A 16,578-nucleotide genomic window follows, 5' to 3' on the forward strand; every position below is an offset into this window, starting at 1 on the left:
GCCTTTAGACCCGCCGCAAACCGGTGGGTCATTTTTTTCGCGCTCTCACCGGGCATAGCACCAGACGGAGGAACCTATGGAACGCAGCAAGATACTGGAAACCCTGCAAGAACACGGCGTCGAATACAAGCTGGTGGAACACCCGCCGGCCACGACCATCGAGCTGGCGGACGAATATATCGAGGGCCACGAGGGCGTGCGCACCAAGAGTCTGTTCCTGACCAACCGCAAAAAGACCCGCACGTACCTTTTAATTACAGACGAGTATAAACAGATTGATTTGAAAGCTTTTGCCAGCGAAGTCGGGGAAAGCCGCCTGTCGTTCGGATCCGGCGAGCTGCTGGCTCAAACCCTCGGCCTGGAGCCGGGAGTCGTTTCGCCACTCGGAATGATTGATCCCGGCCACCGTTCGGTCGCGCTCTACCTGGACAAAGCCATGATGCAGGAGGAAATTTTTACCTTCCATCCGGGCGACAACCGCGCCACCCTGTTTATGGGAACCCAGAATTTCCTGCGGCTCTATGACGAGCTGGGGATTGAATACCATTTGGTGGAGGTGTAATTCCGCCCGCTGGGTTCGCGGCCGGTTGGGTCGGCTGGCGCACTTTATTAGCCGAGTCGGGTCGCCAACGCGGGCGCCCAGGCGCAGGCACCCACGCTGTAACCACCCCGCTTGTGAGAACCCCAACGCAACCCACCGAGCTTGTGAAACCGTCAGCACATGCCGGTGCGTATCCCCCCGCATACCCCGCGAATTTGCGCAAGATAGCGGGTTCGGGTAGTATCTTCTGGTGCCCAAAGGGCCTATAGCTCAGTTGGTTAGAGCGCAGTCCTGATAAGACTGAGGTCGCTGGTTCGAGCCCAGCTAGGCCCACTAACCCCGAATCGTCGGGGTTTTTTCATAACAAACGGGGCTATAGCGCAGCTGGTAGCGCATCTGCTTTGCAAGCAGAGGGTCGGGGGTTCGAGTCCCCCTAGCTCCACCGGACAGACAAACCCGGCATCGCCGTGTTTCAACGCACCGGCAGCCACGACGACATCTTTCGGTGAATAATTTGTCACTGGTCGGCGGACGTTATCCTAAGTACATCCCCGCCACTGCGCGGGAGTTCCGGGCGGCGGGGTTTTTTGATAGGTTCGAGACATGAGTAAAACCCCTGGAACGCCGGACCTGTTGGTGGTTGGTACCGGCTTATTTGGCCTCACCATCGCCCGCGAAGCCGCCGAAGCCGGCTATAAAGTCGTCATGATTGATCGCCGCTCTCACTTGGGCGGCAATGCCTGGTCCGAACCCGAGGCCCAGACCGGCATCGAAGTTCACAAGTACGGCGCGCACCTGTTCCACACCTCCAACCAGCGCGTGTGGGACTACGTCAACCGCTTTACCAAGTTCACGCCTTATATCCATAAGGTTTACACGACGGTCCACGGCGAGGTTTTCCCCATGCCCGTGAACCTCGGCACCATCAACCAATTCTTCCACGCCGCCTACACTCCCGACCAGGCCCGCGAACTCATCGCCCGGCAAGCCGAGGAAATCCAAGGCGAGGACGCCAACGAAAACTTCCGCACGAAAGGCATCTCCCTGGTCGGAAAACCCCTGTTCGAAGCCTTTTTCGAGGGCTACACCGCGAAACAGTGGCAGACCGACCCCACCGAGCTGCCGGCCTCTATCGTGTCCCGCCTGCCGGTTCGCTACAACTACGACAACCGCTATTTCAACGATACTTACGAGGGTTTACCGGTTGACGGATACGGTGCTTGGCTGACGAACATGGCCACCCACGAAAACATCACCGTCCACCTGGGCGTGGACTTTTTCGACGAAAGCCCCGATAACCCCTGGTCAAAAGACGCTACGGTCGGGCGCGTCCCCGTCGTCTACACCGGGCCGATTGACGAATACTTTGCCTACAGCGAAGGCGAGCTGGGGTGGCGCACCATCGACCTGGAACTGGAAGTGAAACCGACTGGTGACTTCCAAGGCTGCCCGGTCATGAACTACGGCGACCCCTCCGTGCCCTACACGCGTATCCACGAGTTCCGCCACTTCCACCCCGAACGCGCCGCCCGCTACCCCGCGGACCAAACCGTCATCGCTCGGGAATATTCCCGCTTCGCCCAGCGCGGCGACGAACCGTACTACCCCATCAACAAGGAAACCGACCGCCAACGCCTTGAGAAGTATCGCGAACTGGCCGCCGCTGAACCAAACGTACTGTTCGGCGGACGCTTGGGCACCTACAAATATTTGGATATGCATATGGCCATCGGTTCCGCCCTGTCGCGCGCCGAAGCAGTGGTGCTGCCGCATTTGCGCGGGGAGCGTGCCTCCATCTCCTTTGTGGCCGGACAGGACAAATAGCCGAGACGAACTTCCTATAGCCGGTGAAAAACCGGATATTTCGCTACCATTAACTCAGGCAAACCCGAATCTCCGGTAAGGCATCCGCCCACCGGGTCGGGAACCCTGCGGAATCTCCGCCCACCGACCCCGGCGAACCTGCCAGCTGCGCAGGTCAGCCTTTATCGAAAGGACAGTCTTGGAACACAACCTACCCCTCGCCATCGCTTTGCAGGTGATTGGGTCGTTCTGTTTCGCCCTGGCTGCCCGGTATCAAAACAGTGCTATTCGCCACGAGGTCAAACACAACCAAAGCCGGCGGCGCCTGAAGTCCGACCAACTCATGGCAAGCCTGAAAAATCGCCGGTGGTGGCATGGGTTATTGCTGATGGGAGTGTCTTTGGGGTGCCAGATTACCGCCCTGTTCTTTGCTCCGGTCACGGTGGTGCAGCCCGTGGGGTTGCTGGCTTTCCCTTGGTCCATGATTTTGCAGGCACGCGTCGCTCACCAGCGGATTCGCAAGCGTGAGGGCGCTTTGGTGGCGATGACGGTGCTGGCCACCGGCGTTTTCACTTTCCTGGTGTCCTACTATTCCGCGCCCGATCAGCCCCTGACGACCATCAAAGTCTTTATCGGCGCCATCACGATTTATATTCTGGCCGGGTCTTTCGGAATGTTAGGCGCAAAAGGGCCGCGCGTGTGGCGCTCGTTTTTTTGGGGCAGCGGTGGGGCTATGTTCTACGGTCTGGAAGCCTCGCTGGTGCGTACCCTCATCATCTTTGTCCGCAACCATAACTGGGTGGACAACCCAATGTTCTGGATAGTCCTGGTGGTTTTGGTCATTGGTTCGATGACCGCCGGCTGGATGGTGCAGCAGGGTTACGCCACCGGACAAGCCGAGCTGGTGGTTGCGTCGATGACCATCACGTCCCCCATCATCGCGGTGTGTTTCGGCATCGCCGTACTGGGTGAGGGCAAGAACTTCACCTGGGGAGTCGCGTTGGGAATCATCGCCTGCGGGCTGGTCGCCATCGCCGGAATCGTGGGGCTGACCCACTTGAAAGCCCATCAGCCCATCGTTTTGGAACACACCGACGGCATCCCTATCGATTCGCTCTCGGCGCAAGGGGAAAAGGACGACCCCGCGAACCACTCGGACGGACCCGACACGCCGACGCCAGATACGCCTCCCGAAGTTAGTTGAACCGGTAGAGGTGCTGGGCCAAGCGGTAGGTCTTAACCGCTGCCCATTTCAACGGGGCTTTGTTCACGCTCGAACCCCTAACCAGCGGGTGACGCTTTAGATTGCGAGCCATGCGCGGGCTCTTGGCGTATATGTGTTTCCACATCTCATCGCGCATTCGCATCGCTTCGTGATCGCCGCGCAACAGCGAGAAAGCCGAGGAAGCCGTGACAATCAGCGCCAGGAAACCTTCCATATACTTTGCCAAGCGCGGGTTGGGAACGTCGTCGGGCAAAGTGTAGGCATCGACCAACGCCCGTGTGACCCGCATCTGTTGATCGAGGCGACCCAGCATGACAGTCTCGTTCACGGACTGGTCGTCACGTCCGATAAAGTAGTGATACAGGTCAACCGGTAAATAGTAGAGTTTCTTTACATACGGGAGGGGAACGTAGACAAAAATGTTGTCTACATAGAACGTGTGTTTGGGCATGACCATTCCGGATTCCCGCAGCACCTGGGTGCGATAAACCGTGGAGTGCATCAGGATGTTTTGCCCCACCCCGAAGTTTCCGACCTGGTTCCAGGTGATAACCCGGTTCAACGGCAGAGCGCGGTTGTAGCGGATGACTTTGCGCGAACCCGTCAACACGTGCTCGTAAACATAATTACAGACAACCAGGTCAACCCGTTCATTGTGTGCTAGGAACGTTCTTAGCTTGGACATCAACAAGTTTAACCCGACCCGATCCAACCAGTCGTCCGAGTCAACCACCTTAAAATACTGGCCGCGAGCCGCCTGCAAACCCGCCATCACCGCGCCACCGTGACCGGCGTTTTCCTGGTGAATGACCCGAATCTTGTCGGGCATGGCCTGCGCCCACTTGTCAGCTTTCGCTCCCGTATGATCCTTTGAACCATCATTAACAATGATGATTTCAGTGTCCTCGCCCGCCCCTATCATCGAGGAAATACAGGCGTCCATGTAATCCTCGGAGTTGTAGCACGGAATGACAAAAGTCAGGGTTATGTCGCGATCCGCCGCGTTCTGTTCAGGGTTTGCGGTTTCCGCCGTGTTTTTCGTTTCTGCCATCAGGTTCTCTCACTAGATTTCGTTGTTATTTCTGTAGTTTTGCCCCGTCAGTCGGGGTGGTCTCATTCGTCGGTCATCACCACGTGCAGCCCGCCCACCATGCGAGCAATCAAGTTGTAAATCACGGCAGCCAGCCAGCTCAGTACCGTCAAAATAATAATCTGGAGTACGCCAAAAATCGCGACCAGAGCAATCGTCCGACTAAAGGTGAGCGCGTCAACCAGGTTCACCAACGCCGTGGCGGAAAGCGCCTGTAAAAACCCTTGCATCGAGGAAAATACGTGCAATATATCCAGCACCAGCCACAATACTATGGACGCGACCAACATCACTATGGACAGCGCGACCGCCACTAGGAACCCAATCTTCATCGCTGAGAGCGGATTGACCCTGGACAAAGTCAGCTTCACGCGACGCACATCGGGCAAATCCATGGCTTCTTCGCGTTCCTGCATGCGTTTAGCCGCCTCCAAGCGCCGGGCCTCCCGAGCGGCTGCCCGCTCGGCTTTCTTGGCGGCCTTAGCTGCCGCCCGCTCGGCGGCGTTCGTTTCACGAGGGGTGGGGGTCGGCTCGACTGTGGGTTCCTGGTTCGCAGCAGGTTCATTTTCGGCCTCGGCTGAGCCCTGCCGCGCGCCTGCCGCTGCGCCGGTTCCCGGCGGTGGTGGCGGAACCGGTCTTTTCATCGGAGTCTCACCAGCCTGCAAAGCACCTGAATAGGGGTCAGCGTGGCCCAGCCTGGCCCACGATACGCTGGGATCCTCGCCGGACGCGTCCATATCGGGATTGGGGGCGGGACTATTCCCGTCGGGTGTTCCTTTTATCCGCATATTCCATCCCCTTCAGATGTTTCCTTGATTTTAGAGCCTAGCCACCGGCGGCTCAATTCTTGCTTCCGTGTTCTCACTTTGACGATTTCGAGGACTTTTGCAATATATCGCACAAAGCCCGAATTCCCGCAAAGTTATTCCTCCAGTTGCGGGTCATTGTCCACGTTGAGGGTGATAGCAATGACCCCGTCGCCTTCATCAGCCCGTGAGAAAATCACGCCCTGAGTGTTGCGCCCGGTTCGGCTGACTTCATCGACCCGGGAACGCACAATTTTGCCCCCCGCCATGATGACCAGCACTTCTGAATCTTCCTCAGTAACCAGCGCGCCAACCAGGTCGCCGCGCGCCTCCACTAGGTTCGCGACCTTAATCCCCAGGCCACCGCGACCCTGGACTCGGTACTCCGACAGCGCCGTGCGTTTCGCGTAGCCGCCCTCGGTCACCACGAACAGATCCGCATCGGGGCGCACCACGTCCATCGTCAAGAGTTCGTCTTTGGTCCTAAACCGCATCCCTGTCACCCCGGATGTGGCTCGACCCATCGGGCGCAGCTGCTCATCGCTGGCGGTAAACCGCAGGGATTGGCCGTGGCGAGACACCAAAATCAGGTCGTCGGTCGCGTCCACCAGGCACGCCGAAACCAACTGATCCGCCTCACCGTCACTGTCCTCGCGTAGTTTGATCGCAATCAACCCGCCCGTTCGGTTCGTGTCGTAATCGGTCAGTCGAGTCTTTTTCACGAACCCGAGCCGGGTCGCCAACACCAGATAATCCTTGTCTGCAAACGAGGAAACCTGCAGGACTTGGGCGATACGTTCCTCGGGTTGGAAAGCCAGCAGGTTCGCCACGTGCTGACCTTTCGAGTCGCGTCCGCCTTCGGGAATCTCGTAGGCTTTCGCCCGATAGACCCGCCCGAAGTTCGTAAAGAACAGCAGCCAGTCGTGCGAGGAAGTGGTAAAGAAGTGTTCGACCTGGTCCTCCTCGCGCAGCGTCGCGCCTTTAATGCCTTTGCCGCCGCGGTGCTGGGACCGGTAAGCGTCGACCGGGGTTCGTTTCGCGTACCCGCCACGAGTGATGGTGACCACCACGTCTTCTTCGGGAATGAGGTCTTCCATCGACATTTCCCCATCAAAAGGCACGATGGTGGTTTTGCGTTCGTCGCCCCACTTTTCGGTAATTTCGCCGAGCTCCGTGGACACTATGGCGCGCTGGCGTTCGGGGCGAGCCAAAATGTCTTCATAGTCGGCGACTTTCGCCTCTAATTCGGCGTGTTCGTCCAAAATCTTTTGGCGTTCCAAAGCGGCCAACCGGCGCAGCTGCAAAGCCAGAATCGCGTCAGCCTGAACCTCGTCAACCTTCAGGAAATCCATCAACCCGACCCGAGCATCTTCTGCGGTCGGAGAACGACGAATCAACGCGATAACCTCATCGAGCGCATCCAAAGCCGCCAAGTAGCCTTGCAAGATATGCAGCCGTTCCTGGGCTTTCGCCAACCGGAAAGCGGTGCGGCGTTTGATGACATCGACCTGGTGAGCGGTCCAATAGTGGACAAAACCGTCAATAGACAGGGTCCGCGGCACCCCGTCAACCAGCGCCAACATATTGGCGGGGAAAGAATCTTGCAGCTGGGTGCGTTTATACAGGTTATTCAGCACGACTTTCGGAACAGCGTCGCGTTTCAGTACCACCACAATCCGGGTTCCGGCCCGGTCCGACGTTTCGTCACGAATATCCGCAATGCCCTGCAACTGGCCGTCTTTGACCAGCTGAGCAATCTTAACCTGCAGGTTATCGGGGTTGACCTGGTAGGGCAGTTCGGTCGCCACCAGGCAGGTACGTCCGTTGAGTTCCTCCACGTTGACCACCGCGCGTTGGGTGATGGAACCGCGGCCGGTCCGGTAGGTTTCCTCAATCCCGCGCCGACCCAGAATCGTGGCGCCGGTGGGGAAATCCGGGCCTTTGATGCGCTGCAGGCAGGCCTGGAGCAGTTCTTCACGGGTCGCCTCGGGGTTTTGCAGGTACCATTGGGCGGCGTCCGCGACTTCCCGCAGGTTGTGAGGCGGAATCCGGGTCGCCATGCCCACCGCGATACCTTCCGACCCGTTAATCAGCAGGTTCGGGATCCGGCTGGGCAGCACGGTCGGTTCTTGGGAGCGCCCGTCATAGTTGTCCATGAAATCGACGGTGTCCTCATCGATGTCACGCACCATTTCCATGGCGAGGGCGGCCATCTTGCATTCCGTGTACCGAGGCGCGGCCGGTCCGAGGTTACCGGGGGAACCAAAGTTGCCTTGACCAGCCACCAACGGGTAACGCAACGACCAGGGCTGCACCAACCGGGCTAGTGCGTCATAAACCGAAGAATCCCCGTGCGGGTGGAAGTGACCCAACACGTCGCCCACCACGCGCATACACTTGGAATACCCGCCGTTCGGGCGGTAACCGCCGTCATACATGGTGTAGATGACGCGGCGGTGTACTGGTTTCAGCCCGTCGCGCACATCGGGCAGGGCACGGCCCACGATGACGCTCATGGCGTAGTCCATGTAGGACTTTTTCATCTCTTTTTCCAAATCCACCTGCATGACGCGGGTAGATTCCGCCTCGGTAATCACGGGCGCATCGGGATGAATGATGTCGTCCACTTCGGAATCGTTGTTGTCTTGGTTATCAGCCATTTCCCTTGTCTTTCAATAGCTTGGTGAGAGTTTCACCGTGGCTTGTGGTTGTCGTTCGCTTAGATATCCAAGAACCGCACGTCTTGGGCGTTGCGTTGGATAAAGGCGCGGCGCGAACTCACGTCCTCGCCCATGAGCAGCGAAAATACTTCGTCAGCGGAGGCGGCCTCGTCCATCGTGACCTGTTTCAACAGTCGCACACTGGGATCCATCGTGGTTTCCCACAGTTCCTGGGCACTCATCTCGCCCAGACCTTTGTAACGTTGAATCCCGCCCTCCTTGGGCATTCGCGCCCCGGAGTCCAGGCCCAAGGTGACCAGCTTGTCCTTTTCCTTGTCGGAATAGACGAACTGGTGAGGTTTGTTGGACCACTTCAGGCGGTAGAGCGGCGGGGTGGCCAGGAACACGTGACCGTTTTCGATGAGCGGACGCATATAGCGGAACAGCAGGGTCAGCAGCAGGGTGGTGATGTGTTGGCCGTCCACGTCCGCATCTGCCATCAGCACAATCTTGTAGTAGCGCAGTTTCGATAGGTCGAAATCTTCGCCAATCCCGGTGCCGAAAGCGGTGATGAGGGACTGGATTTCCTTGTTGTCCAAAGCGCGGTCCAGGCGGGCTTTTTCAACGTTGAGGATTTTGCCGCGCAACGGCAGGATAGCCTGGTGGGCCGGGTCGCGTCCCGCCACCGCTGAACCGCCTGCCGAATCGCCCTCGACCAGGAAAATTTCGCATTCGGAAGCATCCCGGCTGGAGCAATCCCGCAGCTTGCCGGGCATTGAGAAGGAATCCAGGGCGGTCTTGCGCCGGGTCGCGTCCCGGGCTTTCCGCGCCGCGTTACGAGCCTGCTGGGCGGACTGGGCTTTGGAAATAATTGCCTTGCATTCCGCCGGATGCGCATCGAACCAGTCCCCCAGCTGGGAATATACGGTTTGCTGTACGAAAGTCCGGGCCTCGGTGTTGCCGAGTTTCGTTTTCGTCTGACCCTCGAACTGAGGGTTGCGGATTTTCACGGAAATCACGGCGGTTAAGCCCTCGCGGCAATCGTCGCCAGAGAGGTTCTCGTCTTTGTCCTTGATGAAGCCTTTTTCCCGACCGACCTTGTTCATCAGTGAGGTCAGCGCCGCGCGGAACCCTTCCTCGTGGGTGCCGCCTTCGGTGGTGTTGATGGTGTTGGCGTAGGTATAGATGGATTCGGAGTACGCGCTGGTCCACTGCAGGGCGATTTCCAGCGCCATTGCGTTATCGGTGTCCTCAACGCTGGACTCAAAGTCGATGATTTCCTCGTGGATAACCTCAGATTTCTTGGTGGTGTTGATGAAATGCACGTAGTCGTGCAACCCGTTTTCGTAACAGTAAGACACCGAGCGACGTCCGACCTCGGGAGTATCCGCCTCCCCTTCCTGATCTCCGGTCACGAAATCGCCTTCCGCAGTCACGTTGGGGCGTTCATCAGTGAGGGTGATGCGCAGTCCCTTGTTCAGGAAAGCCATCTGTTGGAAACGGGTCCGCAGGGTTTCATAGTCAAAATCGACAGTTTCAAAAATATCCGGATCCGGGTAAAACACCTGAACAGTCCCGGTTTCATCGGTGGGTTCGCCGCGACGCAGCGGCTGGATGACTTTGCCCCCGTCGCCAAACTCAATATGCCATTCGTAACCGTCACGTTTCACGGTGGTCAAAATCCTGGTGGACAGGGCGTTTACGACCGAAATGCCGACCCCGTGCAAACCGCCGGACACCGCGTAAGACGAGCCGCCGAACTTGCCTCCCGCGTGCAGAATCGTCATGACGACTTCCACCGTGGGGCGGTGTTCACTAGGGTGTTCCGCCACCGGAATACCGCGGCCGTTATCAGCCACCCGCACCCCGCCGTCAGCTTGTAAAGTCACCTCAATATGGTCACAGTACCCAGCCAAAGACTCATCGACCGAGTTGTCTACCACCTCATAAACCAAGTGGTGTAAGCCCCGCTCTCCGGTGGATCCGATGTACATACCGGGCCGGACTCGCACTGCTTCCAGGCCCTCGAGGACCTTAATGTCAGAAGCGTCATAGTGCTCCTCGGGCGTTTCAAAATCGCTCACGTTTGTGTCTCCTTTTTTCGGCTTTTTCGCCACTATAATCCTATCGAATTTTTTGGCGATTGCCCTTTAGAGACGCGTAAAGACTGATTTAACACGTTTTATGTGTAATTCGTGAGCAACTAGGTGTGCGGGTTCTGCGGGCCGTAAATCCCGGCTTTATAGTTTCAACAAGTTTTGGCATCAGGCCGGTTGGCCCGGTTTTAGCCGTAGGTGTCGCGCGGTCCACGCCCCGGAACGCTGCGCGGTCCGTGGTTCCAGGACGGCACCTGGGGCCCGCGGATAATGATTTTTTTCACCACTCCCGCCCCGAGCCGCCGATTCAGTTGTTTAATCAGTTCGGGAAGCAAAAATTTCAGCTGGGTGGCCCAAGCGGTGGAGTCGGTACGGACGATGAGTTTTCCCCCCTCAAAACTCTCTACCGTGGAATGGGCCGCGACCTGGGCACCAACATATTCGTCCCAACGTTTTTTTAAGTCCGCTATCTCTAGCGGAGTCTGCCACCCCAGACGCCGAGCCAAATGCCCCAGCAGGAAACCGGCCTGCTGCGGATCGTTACGGGAGGGACGCGACAGGTCCGTAAAACTGGCGGTGGCCGGTCCCGGGGCAGCCAGCTGCTCTATCTGGTGAGGCGTGGAACCAAGGCTTTTGGCTAGGTCAGCGTAATATTTTTTCGCGATTTCGCGGTCCAGCCATTCCCGTTCGCTCAAACTCTCGGCCTCTGGAGCCGCGGTGGAAAACCCACGCACTTTCCCGGTGAGGGGGTAAAAGCCCTGGCTAAACATGAGTTTCCGGTAACGTTTCACGGCGCGGCGCGGCAGGGGAGAATGCATGGTGGGGTACAGCCCGGAATAGTCGATGCCTTTAGCCACGAGCGAGCCCTCCCCTGCTGACGGTAACTGTCCTGCCATTATCCTGCCATTATTGCAAAAAATCCGGTGCCGCTCCCTGACCGAGGGTCTCTACGCTGCTTTCGCGAGTTTCCTGGTCGAGGGTGACGCGGTAGAACGCGGCGTGCAGGGCGTCGGGGATTTCGGTTCCGGTGGCGGAGGTCAAAAACACCTGGTCAGCCTGGTCGATAGCCCATAGCAGGGCAGCGCGGCGCTGTTCATCGAGTTCGGCGAACACGTCATCTAACAGCAGTACCGGGGCGTCAGCAAAGTTGTCGCGCAGCAGGGAAAACTCCGCCAAACGCAGGCTCAAAGCGTAGGACCAGGACTCGCCGTGGGAGGCGAACCCCTTGACCGGCAAACCGTACAAGGCTAGTTCCAGTTCGTCGCGGTGCGGACCGACCAGGTTGACCCCGCGCCGAGCCTCATCGGCACGGCGCCGCTCCAGGGCTTGGCGAAACGCGGCAGTCAATGAATCCGGGTCTGACCACAGTTTTTGTTGTTCGCTGGCGGGCAGGTCGAGAGTTTTCGTGACACTGTCCGCGTAGGTTAGTCCCACCGAGGCCGGGTGTCCGGCGATTCGGGCATACACCTGGGGCAGGTGCGCGCCCAACAGGTCGATGACCCGCGCCCGCTCACTCATGATTTCCACCGCTGCCGGAACTAGGGCATCGTCCCAGATAGAAAGCTGAATTTCATCGATAGGGGCGCGGCGTTTCGCCAGGTCTTTCAGGTAAGCTCCGCGTTGGCGGACAACCTTAGTGTATTCGCTCAACGTCCCAGCCAGGGTCGGGCGCAGCTGGATGGCGATACGGTCCAAAAATGTGCGGCGCGCGGCGGGGTCTCCTTGCACCAGCTGTAAATCTTCGGGAGCAAACAGCACGGTCGAGAGGTGTCCCAGTAGGGAGCGCGGGCGCACGTTGTGCCGGTTTATCATGGCGCGATTAGCCCGGCCAGCCAACAATTCAATCTCTAACAGCTCCCCGGTAGCCTCCGGGTCCGCAAGGTCGCTACTGGGGTGAATCCGGGCCCGAATCACGCCCGCGCGGGGGGGCGCACTGGGGTCGGCCGTGTCTCCGGTTTCGCGAAAAATCAGGCCCGCATCCGTACCAATCCGGTGCGAAGCTAGCACCGCCAGGTAGTTTATTGCCTCCAACAGGTTCGTTTTGCCTTGCCCGTTGGCGCCGACAAAGACGTTGGCTCCCGTAGGAAAGTGCACAATCACCTGACGGTAGGAACGAAACCAGTCCAGAGCCAGGTCGGAAACAAACACGCGCCCCCCAAAAAACCTCTCTTGACCTACCCCTTATAAAGAAAACTTTAAATACTGGTGCGGATGGGCATAATGAGGTAGCGGAACGTCAGGTTGTCGTCCCCGGTTTCGTCCTTTTGACCGGTGATGACCACAGGTTTCGCCTCGTCTTTGAACGACAGGCGCGCATAGGGTTCATCGATAGCGCCCAAGCCTTCCAGCAGCATCCGCGAGTTGAAAGACACCGCGATGTCCGGGCCGTTCAGCAGGGCTGGAATCGTGTCGCTGGCGCTGTTTTCCCCGCCGTTACCCGCCAGGAACTCCAGCTGACCGGCGCTGAATCGCAGAGAAATCTGTTGATTGGAAAGGTTCGAGGACACAATCGCCACCCGCTTGGCTGTTTCGATGAACTGATCGACCTTTACCACGGCCGTAACATTAATCGGTTCGGGGAACAGACGGCGCACGTCAGGATAGTTTCCGTCGTTAATCTGGGACGTAAACACGCGTCCGTTCGCACTCAAACCAATCAGGGAAGCGGGACTGTTGGCGGAACCCGCCGCGATTTCGACATCACCGGCGGTGGCAATGTTTTTTGTCGCATCACTCAAGTTCTTGGCCTTCACCACCAGGTCTTGATCCCCGCCCTGGCCACCAACCCACGGCATCTCCTTCAACGCCATCCGGTAACGGTCAGTCGCCAAGAGGTAGAGCTTGTCCGGGCGAACCTCCAGAGAAATGCCCGTGAGCAGCGGCAACGTTTCGTCACGAGAGGCGGCCACCGCAACTTGTGAAACCGAATGAGCAAAAGCGGCCGCATCGACTTTCCCGGCACTAGGGGGCAACTGCGGCAACGGCGGATATTCCTCAGAATGCATCATGATGAGGTTCTGTTTGAAAGAACCACAAGTGATGTGCAGGTAGTTTTCTTCCGTGGCGAACGTCACCAGGTCGGCGCTAGTCGGCAAGGCTCGTGCCGTTTCGCTGAGCAGTTTGCCGTCCACTACCGCCACACCGGGCTCTACGATGTCCTCTGCCGCGACCGTCACGCGGGAAGAAACTTCGTAATCATAGGAAGAGAACTCAACCCCGTCCTCTCGTGCTTCGATGCGCACCCCGGAGAGCACCGCCACCGCCGGACGAGGCGAAATCGACCGGGAACTCCATGCCACAGCTTCTGCCAAAGTGTCGCGTCTCAACACGAGTTCCATGAAATTCCTCCCAAATGCTAAATGTTGTTATACAAACTCTAGCCTAAAACGGCATTCTTGAGTACTCCCGCAGGTTGCCGAATTTGCCGACACGGGCGCGAGGTTCACGGGCCGAGCCGAGGCTTTGATGATGGTTGGAGGTCGCAAAATTTTTAAAAATTAATTACCTTCATCACCGTTGTGAATTCTGTGTAAAACCCGGTTTTCCCAGGCGACGGCTCAGAATCACAAATCTGTAGTTCAGTTGATAACTTTCGGGACAAAATCGGCGGGCATGTGAATTAAATGCTGTCCACAATTTCTTCCACAGCCAATCCCCGAAAAATCACGCTCTCATCCCCAGCTTTGTCCACATTCGCTATTTTGGCTTGGATTTTAGGTGCGGGAGCGGTATGACGTGGGGTTTTGCGCGGTTCCGTTCGGGGTCGCGGGGGAGGACCCTAGCGACATCGAGGGAGCACCCTCCCCCATCGCGTCTCCGCTACGCTCTCGCCGCGATAGGGCCCCCTCCCCAGCGTCGTACGGGTTCCTCCCCCCGCTCCCCTCCCGGTCACCGGCGTTTTGTTTAGTGAAAATGGCATTAAACACGATAGGAACCCCGCGACCCATCCCACGCACCTCGTGAACTCAAGAGATACTGTCCGCACCGACCTTGTGAACAGAAAACAGAGGCAGACGCAGAAAGAAAAAGAGATGGAAAAAACTGTTGGAAAGGCAGTGAAACTAGGATTCGCGGGTGGCGCGGCGCACCGCGTCGGAAATGTCGGAAACAGACTTGAACGTTTGGGTGTCTTCCTTCATGGAGGCTGCGACCTTTTTATTTGCATGCATGACCGTCGTATGGTCCCGACCCCCGAAAGCGGCTCCGACCTGGGGAAGTGATAAATCGGTCAGTTCACGGCAGAGGTACATGGCGATTTGGCGCGGCCCCACCACGGTGCGCGACCGGTTCGCGGAGAGCAAGTCTTCGGACTTCAACGCAAAGTATTGGGCGGTGCAGTCAATAATCATTTCGGGAGTGATTTCTTTGGCTCCCTTGCCGGTCATCAGGTCGCGAATCGCCAGTTTCGCGGTTTCTATGGTGGCAGGCACGTGGTTCAGCGACCAGTACGCCGTGACACGAATCAACGCGCCTTCTAGGGCGCGAATGTCCGAATCGACGTTAGAGGCGATGAACTCCGCCACATCGTCGGGCATCTGCAGGCTTCCGGCCTGGGCTTTTCGGCGCAGAATCGCGATGCGTGTCTCTAGGCTGGGGGGTTGAATATCCGCCATCAAACCCCACTCCAGGCGCGAACGGACCCGTTCCTCGAAGCCTTTCAGCTCTTTGGGAGCCACGTCGGACGTGATGACGACCTGTTTTTGTGCAGTGTGCAGAGTATTAAAGGTGTGGAAGAACTCCTCGAGAGTTTGTTCTTTACCGGCGAGGAACTGGATGTCGTCGATGAGCAGGAAGTCGACTTCCCGGTAACGGGCCTGGAAATCTGCGAAAGTCTGGGAGGCGATGGCGTTGATGAACTCGTTGGTGAATTCCTCGGAGGAAATGTATTTCACCTTCGAGTCGGGGTACAGCTCCAGGGCGTAGTTACCGATGGCGTGCAACAGGTGGGTTTTGCCCAGACCCGGACCGCCATAGATAAACAGCGGGTTGTAGGCCTTTGCCGGTGAAGCCACGACGGATTCCGCAGCCGCGGCGGTAAACGAGTTCGAAGAACCGATGACGAAGGAGTCAAAAGTGTAGGTCGGGTTCAGTCCCGTGTTTTGGTCAATGTGCAGCATTTGGTGGCTTTTCCCAGGTTCCCACACGGGAGCGGCGGGGGCGCTCGGCGGGGTGGGTGAGGGCGGAGCGGGTTCAAAAGTTTGGGGTGCAGGAGCCGTGTTACCCAGGTTTTCGTCCACCGTCACAATCAGGTTATTAATGGGACGGTTCAGGACCTCACCAAACGTGGATTTAAACAGGTCGTAGTACTTTGACTCAATCATGGACTTGACGTCGTTGCTGGACACCGCCAAAACTGCCGCGTCTCCGGATTCGCCCAAACCTTTCGATTGGCGTATGAGCGCCAAGTCGAAGTCCCCAATTATGCCTGAAGCACTGAGGTTTTGCAGGGCTCTGGCCCAGAAATCGGCTGATCCAAGGTCGGCGTTGGTGCCGATTTCCCAGGCCGTATTGTCCACGGTAAGTACTCTCCTTGGCTCTAAATCCGTCCAGATAAAACTGAATAAATCTTGCCACTCTTTAGTGAAATCCACAAAGTTTTCCACAACCTGTGGACAAAGTTACAACGGTGTAACTTTGGTATGAGGTGCAGTTACATGCAAGTTTTCCAATTTTTTCCTGGCCAGTGCGCGCGGCGGGACTTTTGCGCTAATTTGCAAGGAACCTGACATTTGGGCTAAATTAGAGCTTCGTCTTATGACTTGACTGCGGCCCGGGTTTGCCCGGGATTATTTTTCAGGAGAAAACAGTGACTAAGCGGACTTATCAGCCCCATAATCGTCGCCGCGCCCACAAGCACGGCTTCAGGAATCGTATGGCCACCCGTGGGGGACGGGCGGTTATCAGCGCTCGGCGTCGTCGCGGCCGGAAGCGTTTGGCCGTCTAAACCCACACTGATGCTGGCCAAAGCTAACCGGCTGACCCGCGCTGAGGACTTTCGCCTAGCGATGCGCGAGGGTTGCCACGCTCACGGCCCTAACCTGGTGTTACACCAATATGTTGGAACGGGAGATGAACCGGCTCGCATCGGTTTCGTCGTGGCCAAGCGGTTTGTGAAACACGCCACCGGACGCAACCTTATTAAACGTCGGTTGCGTCACTTGGTGCGCGGTCGCATTCAGGAGTTTCCCGTGGGTTCTGTAAACGTGTTTTATGCCAAAGCTGGCATTGCTGAGGTTGATTATTCTCAACTGGAAAACCAAGTTGGGGTGGTGTTGCAAAAGATGGGCCGCAAACGCCACCAGGCGCTTTTACATTCCCTTCAGCCCGGTTCTTCGAGTGTCCCGCGAGGGTAGACCG

13 protein-coding genes and 2 tRNA genes are annotated in these 16,578 nt (G+C 57.7%); 7 read left to right on the plus strand and 8 right to left on the minus strand.

Going from position 1 to position 16,578, the window contains the following annotated elements:
• Positions 1 to 76 precede the first annotated feature (76 nt).
• The 5 genes from RDL66_RS00310 to RDL66_RS00330 all read left to right on the plus strand — a co-directional run bounded on the left by RDL66_RS00310 (position 77) and on the right by RDL66_RS00330 (position 3,548).
• On the plus strand, positions 77 to 562 hold the full coding sequence (locus tag RDL66_RS00310) for a prolyl-tRNA synthetase associated domain-containing protein (RefSeq protein WP_308534510.1): 486 nt from the start codon (positions 77 to 79) through the stop codon (positions 560 to 562).
• Positions 563 to 800: 238 nt separating this feature from the next.
• Positions 801 to 874: transfer RNA gene (locus RDL66_RS00315), tRNA-Ile, on the plus strand.
• 36 nt (positions 875 to 910) lie between these two features.
• A tRNA-Ala gene (locus RDL66_RS00320) sits at positions 911 to 983 on the plus strand.
• Positions 984 to 1,144: 161 nt separating this feature from the next.
• Complete coding sequence (gene glf / locus RDL66_RS00325; RefSeq protein WP_308534511.1) at positions 1,145 to 2,365, plus strand: UDP-galactopyranose mutase; 1,221 nt, start codon at positions 1,145 to 1,147, stop codon at positions 2,363 to 2,365.
• A 178-nt stretch (positions 2,366 to 2,543) separates the two neighbouring features.
• Complete coding sequence (locus RDL66_RS00330) at positions 2,544 to 3,548, plus strand: DMT family transporter (protein WP_308534512.1); 1,005 nt, start codon at positions 2,544 to 2,546, stop codon at positions 3,546 to 3,548.
• On the opposite strand, the gene RDL66_RS00335 is transcribed toward RDL66_RS00330, so the two are convergent.
• From RDL66_RS00335 to dnaA, 8 genes are all read right to left on the minus strand, one after another.
• Positions 3,541 to 4,620 (minus strand): glycosyltransferase family A protein, encoded by a 1,080-nt coding sequence (locus RDL66_RS00335; RefSeq protein ID WP_308534513.1) that lies wholly within the window; start codon positions 4,618 to 4,620, stop codon positions 3,541 to 3,543. The two genes, RDL66_RS00330 and RDL66_RS00335, sit on opposite strands and share 8 nt — an antisense overlap.
• Before the next feature lie 62 nt (positions 4,621 to 4,682).
• Positions 4,683 to 5,447: a DUF3566 domain-containing protein gene (locus RDL66_RS00340; protein ID WP_308534514.1), complete on the minus strand. Its 765-nt coding sequence runs from the start codon at positions 5,445 to 5,447 to the stop codon at positions 4,683 to 4,685.
• A gap of 134 nt (positions 5,448 to 5,581) precedes the next feature.
• Positions 5,582 to 8,125 (minus strand): DNA gyrase subunit A, encoded by a 2,544-nt coding sequence (gyrA, locus tag RDL66_RS00345; RefSeq protein WP_299294886.1) that lies wholly within the window; start codon positions 8,123 to 8,125, stop codon positions 5,582 to 5,584.
• A 59-nt stretch (positions 8,126 to 8,184) separates the two neighbouring features.
• Positions 8,185 to 10,209, minus strand: coding sequence for a DNA topoisomerase (ATP-hydrolyzing) subunit B (gyrB, locus tag RDL66_RS00350; RefSeq protein WP_299294884.1), 2,025 nt, complete (start codon positions 10,207 to 10,209; stop codon positions 8,185 to 8,187).
• Between the two features lie 200 nt (positions 10,210 to 10,409).
• A complete protein-coding gene (locus RDL66_RS00355; protein WP_308534515.1) occupies positions 10,410 to 11,117 on the minus strand; it encodes a DciA family protein in 708 nt (235 codons plus the stop codon).
• A 10-nt stretch (positions 11,118 to 11,127) separates the two neighbouring features.
• A complete protein-coding gene (gene recF / locus RDL66_RS00360) occupies positions 11,128 to 12,369 on the minus strand; it encodes a DNA replication/repair protein RecF (protein WP_308534516.1) in 1,242 nt (413 codons plus the stop codon).
• A gap of 47 nt (positions 12,370 to 12,416) precedes the next feature.
• Entirely contained in the window at positions 12,417 to 13,559 is a 1,143-nt protein-coding gene (gene dnaN, locus RDL66_RS00365) for a DNA polymerase III subunit beta (RefSeq protein WP_308534517.1), read from the minus strand.
• Between the two features lie 723 nt (positions 13,560 to 14,282).
• The gene (gene dnaA, locus RDL66_RS00370) at positions 14,283 to 15,737 is read right to left on the minus strand and encodes a chromosomal replication initiator protein DnaA (protein ID WP_308534518.1); all 1,455 of its coding nucleotides are present in this window, start codon (positions 15,735 to 15,737) and stop codon (positions 14,283 to 14,285) included.
• A 290-nt stretch (positions 15,738 to 16,027) separates the two neighbouring features.
• On the opposite strand from dnaA, the gene rpmH reads away from it, so the two are divergent.
• Complete coding sequence (gene rpmH / locus RDL66_RS00375; protein ID WP_004007802.1) at positions 16,028 to 16,165, plus strand: 50S ribosomal protein L34; 138 nt, start codon at positions 16,028 to 16,030, stop codon at positions 16,163 to 16,165.
• A gap of 10 nt (positions 16,166 to 16,175) precedes the next feature.
• Positions 16,176 to 16,574: a ribonuclease P protein component gene (gene rnpA, locus RDL66_RS00380; RefSeq protein WP_308534519.1), complete on the plus strand. Its 399-nt coding sequence runs from the start codon at positions 16,176 to 16,178 to the stop codon at positions 16,572 to 16,574.
• Positions 16,575 to 16,578 lie beyond the last annotated feature (4 nt).

It is taken from the genome of uncultured Mobiluncus sp., from assembly GCF_902488535.1.
GTDB lineage: Bacteria > Actinomycetota > Actinomycetes > Actinomycetales > Actinomycetaceae > Mobiluncus.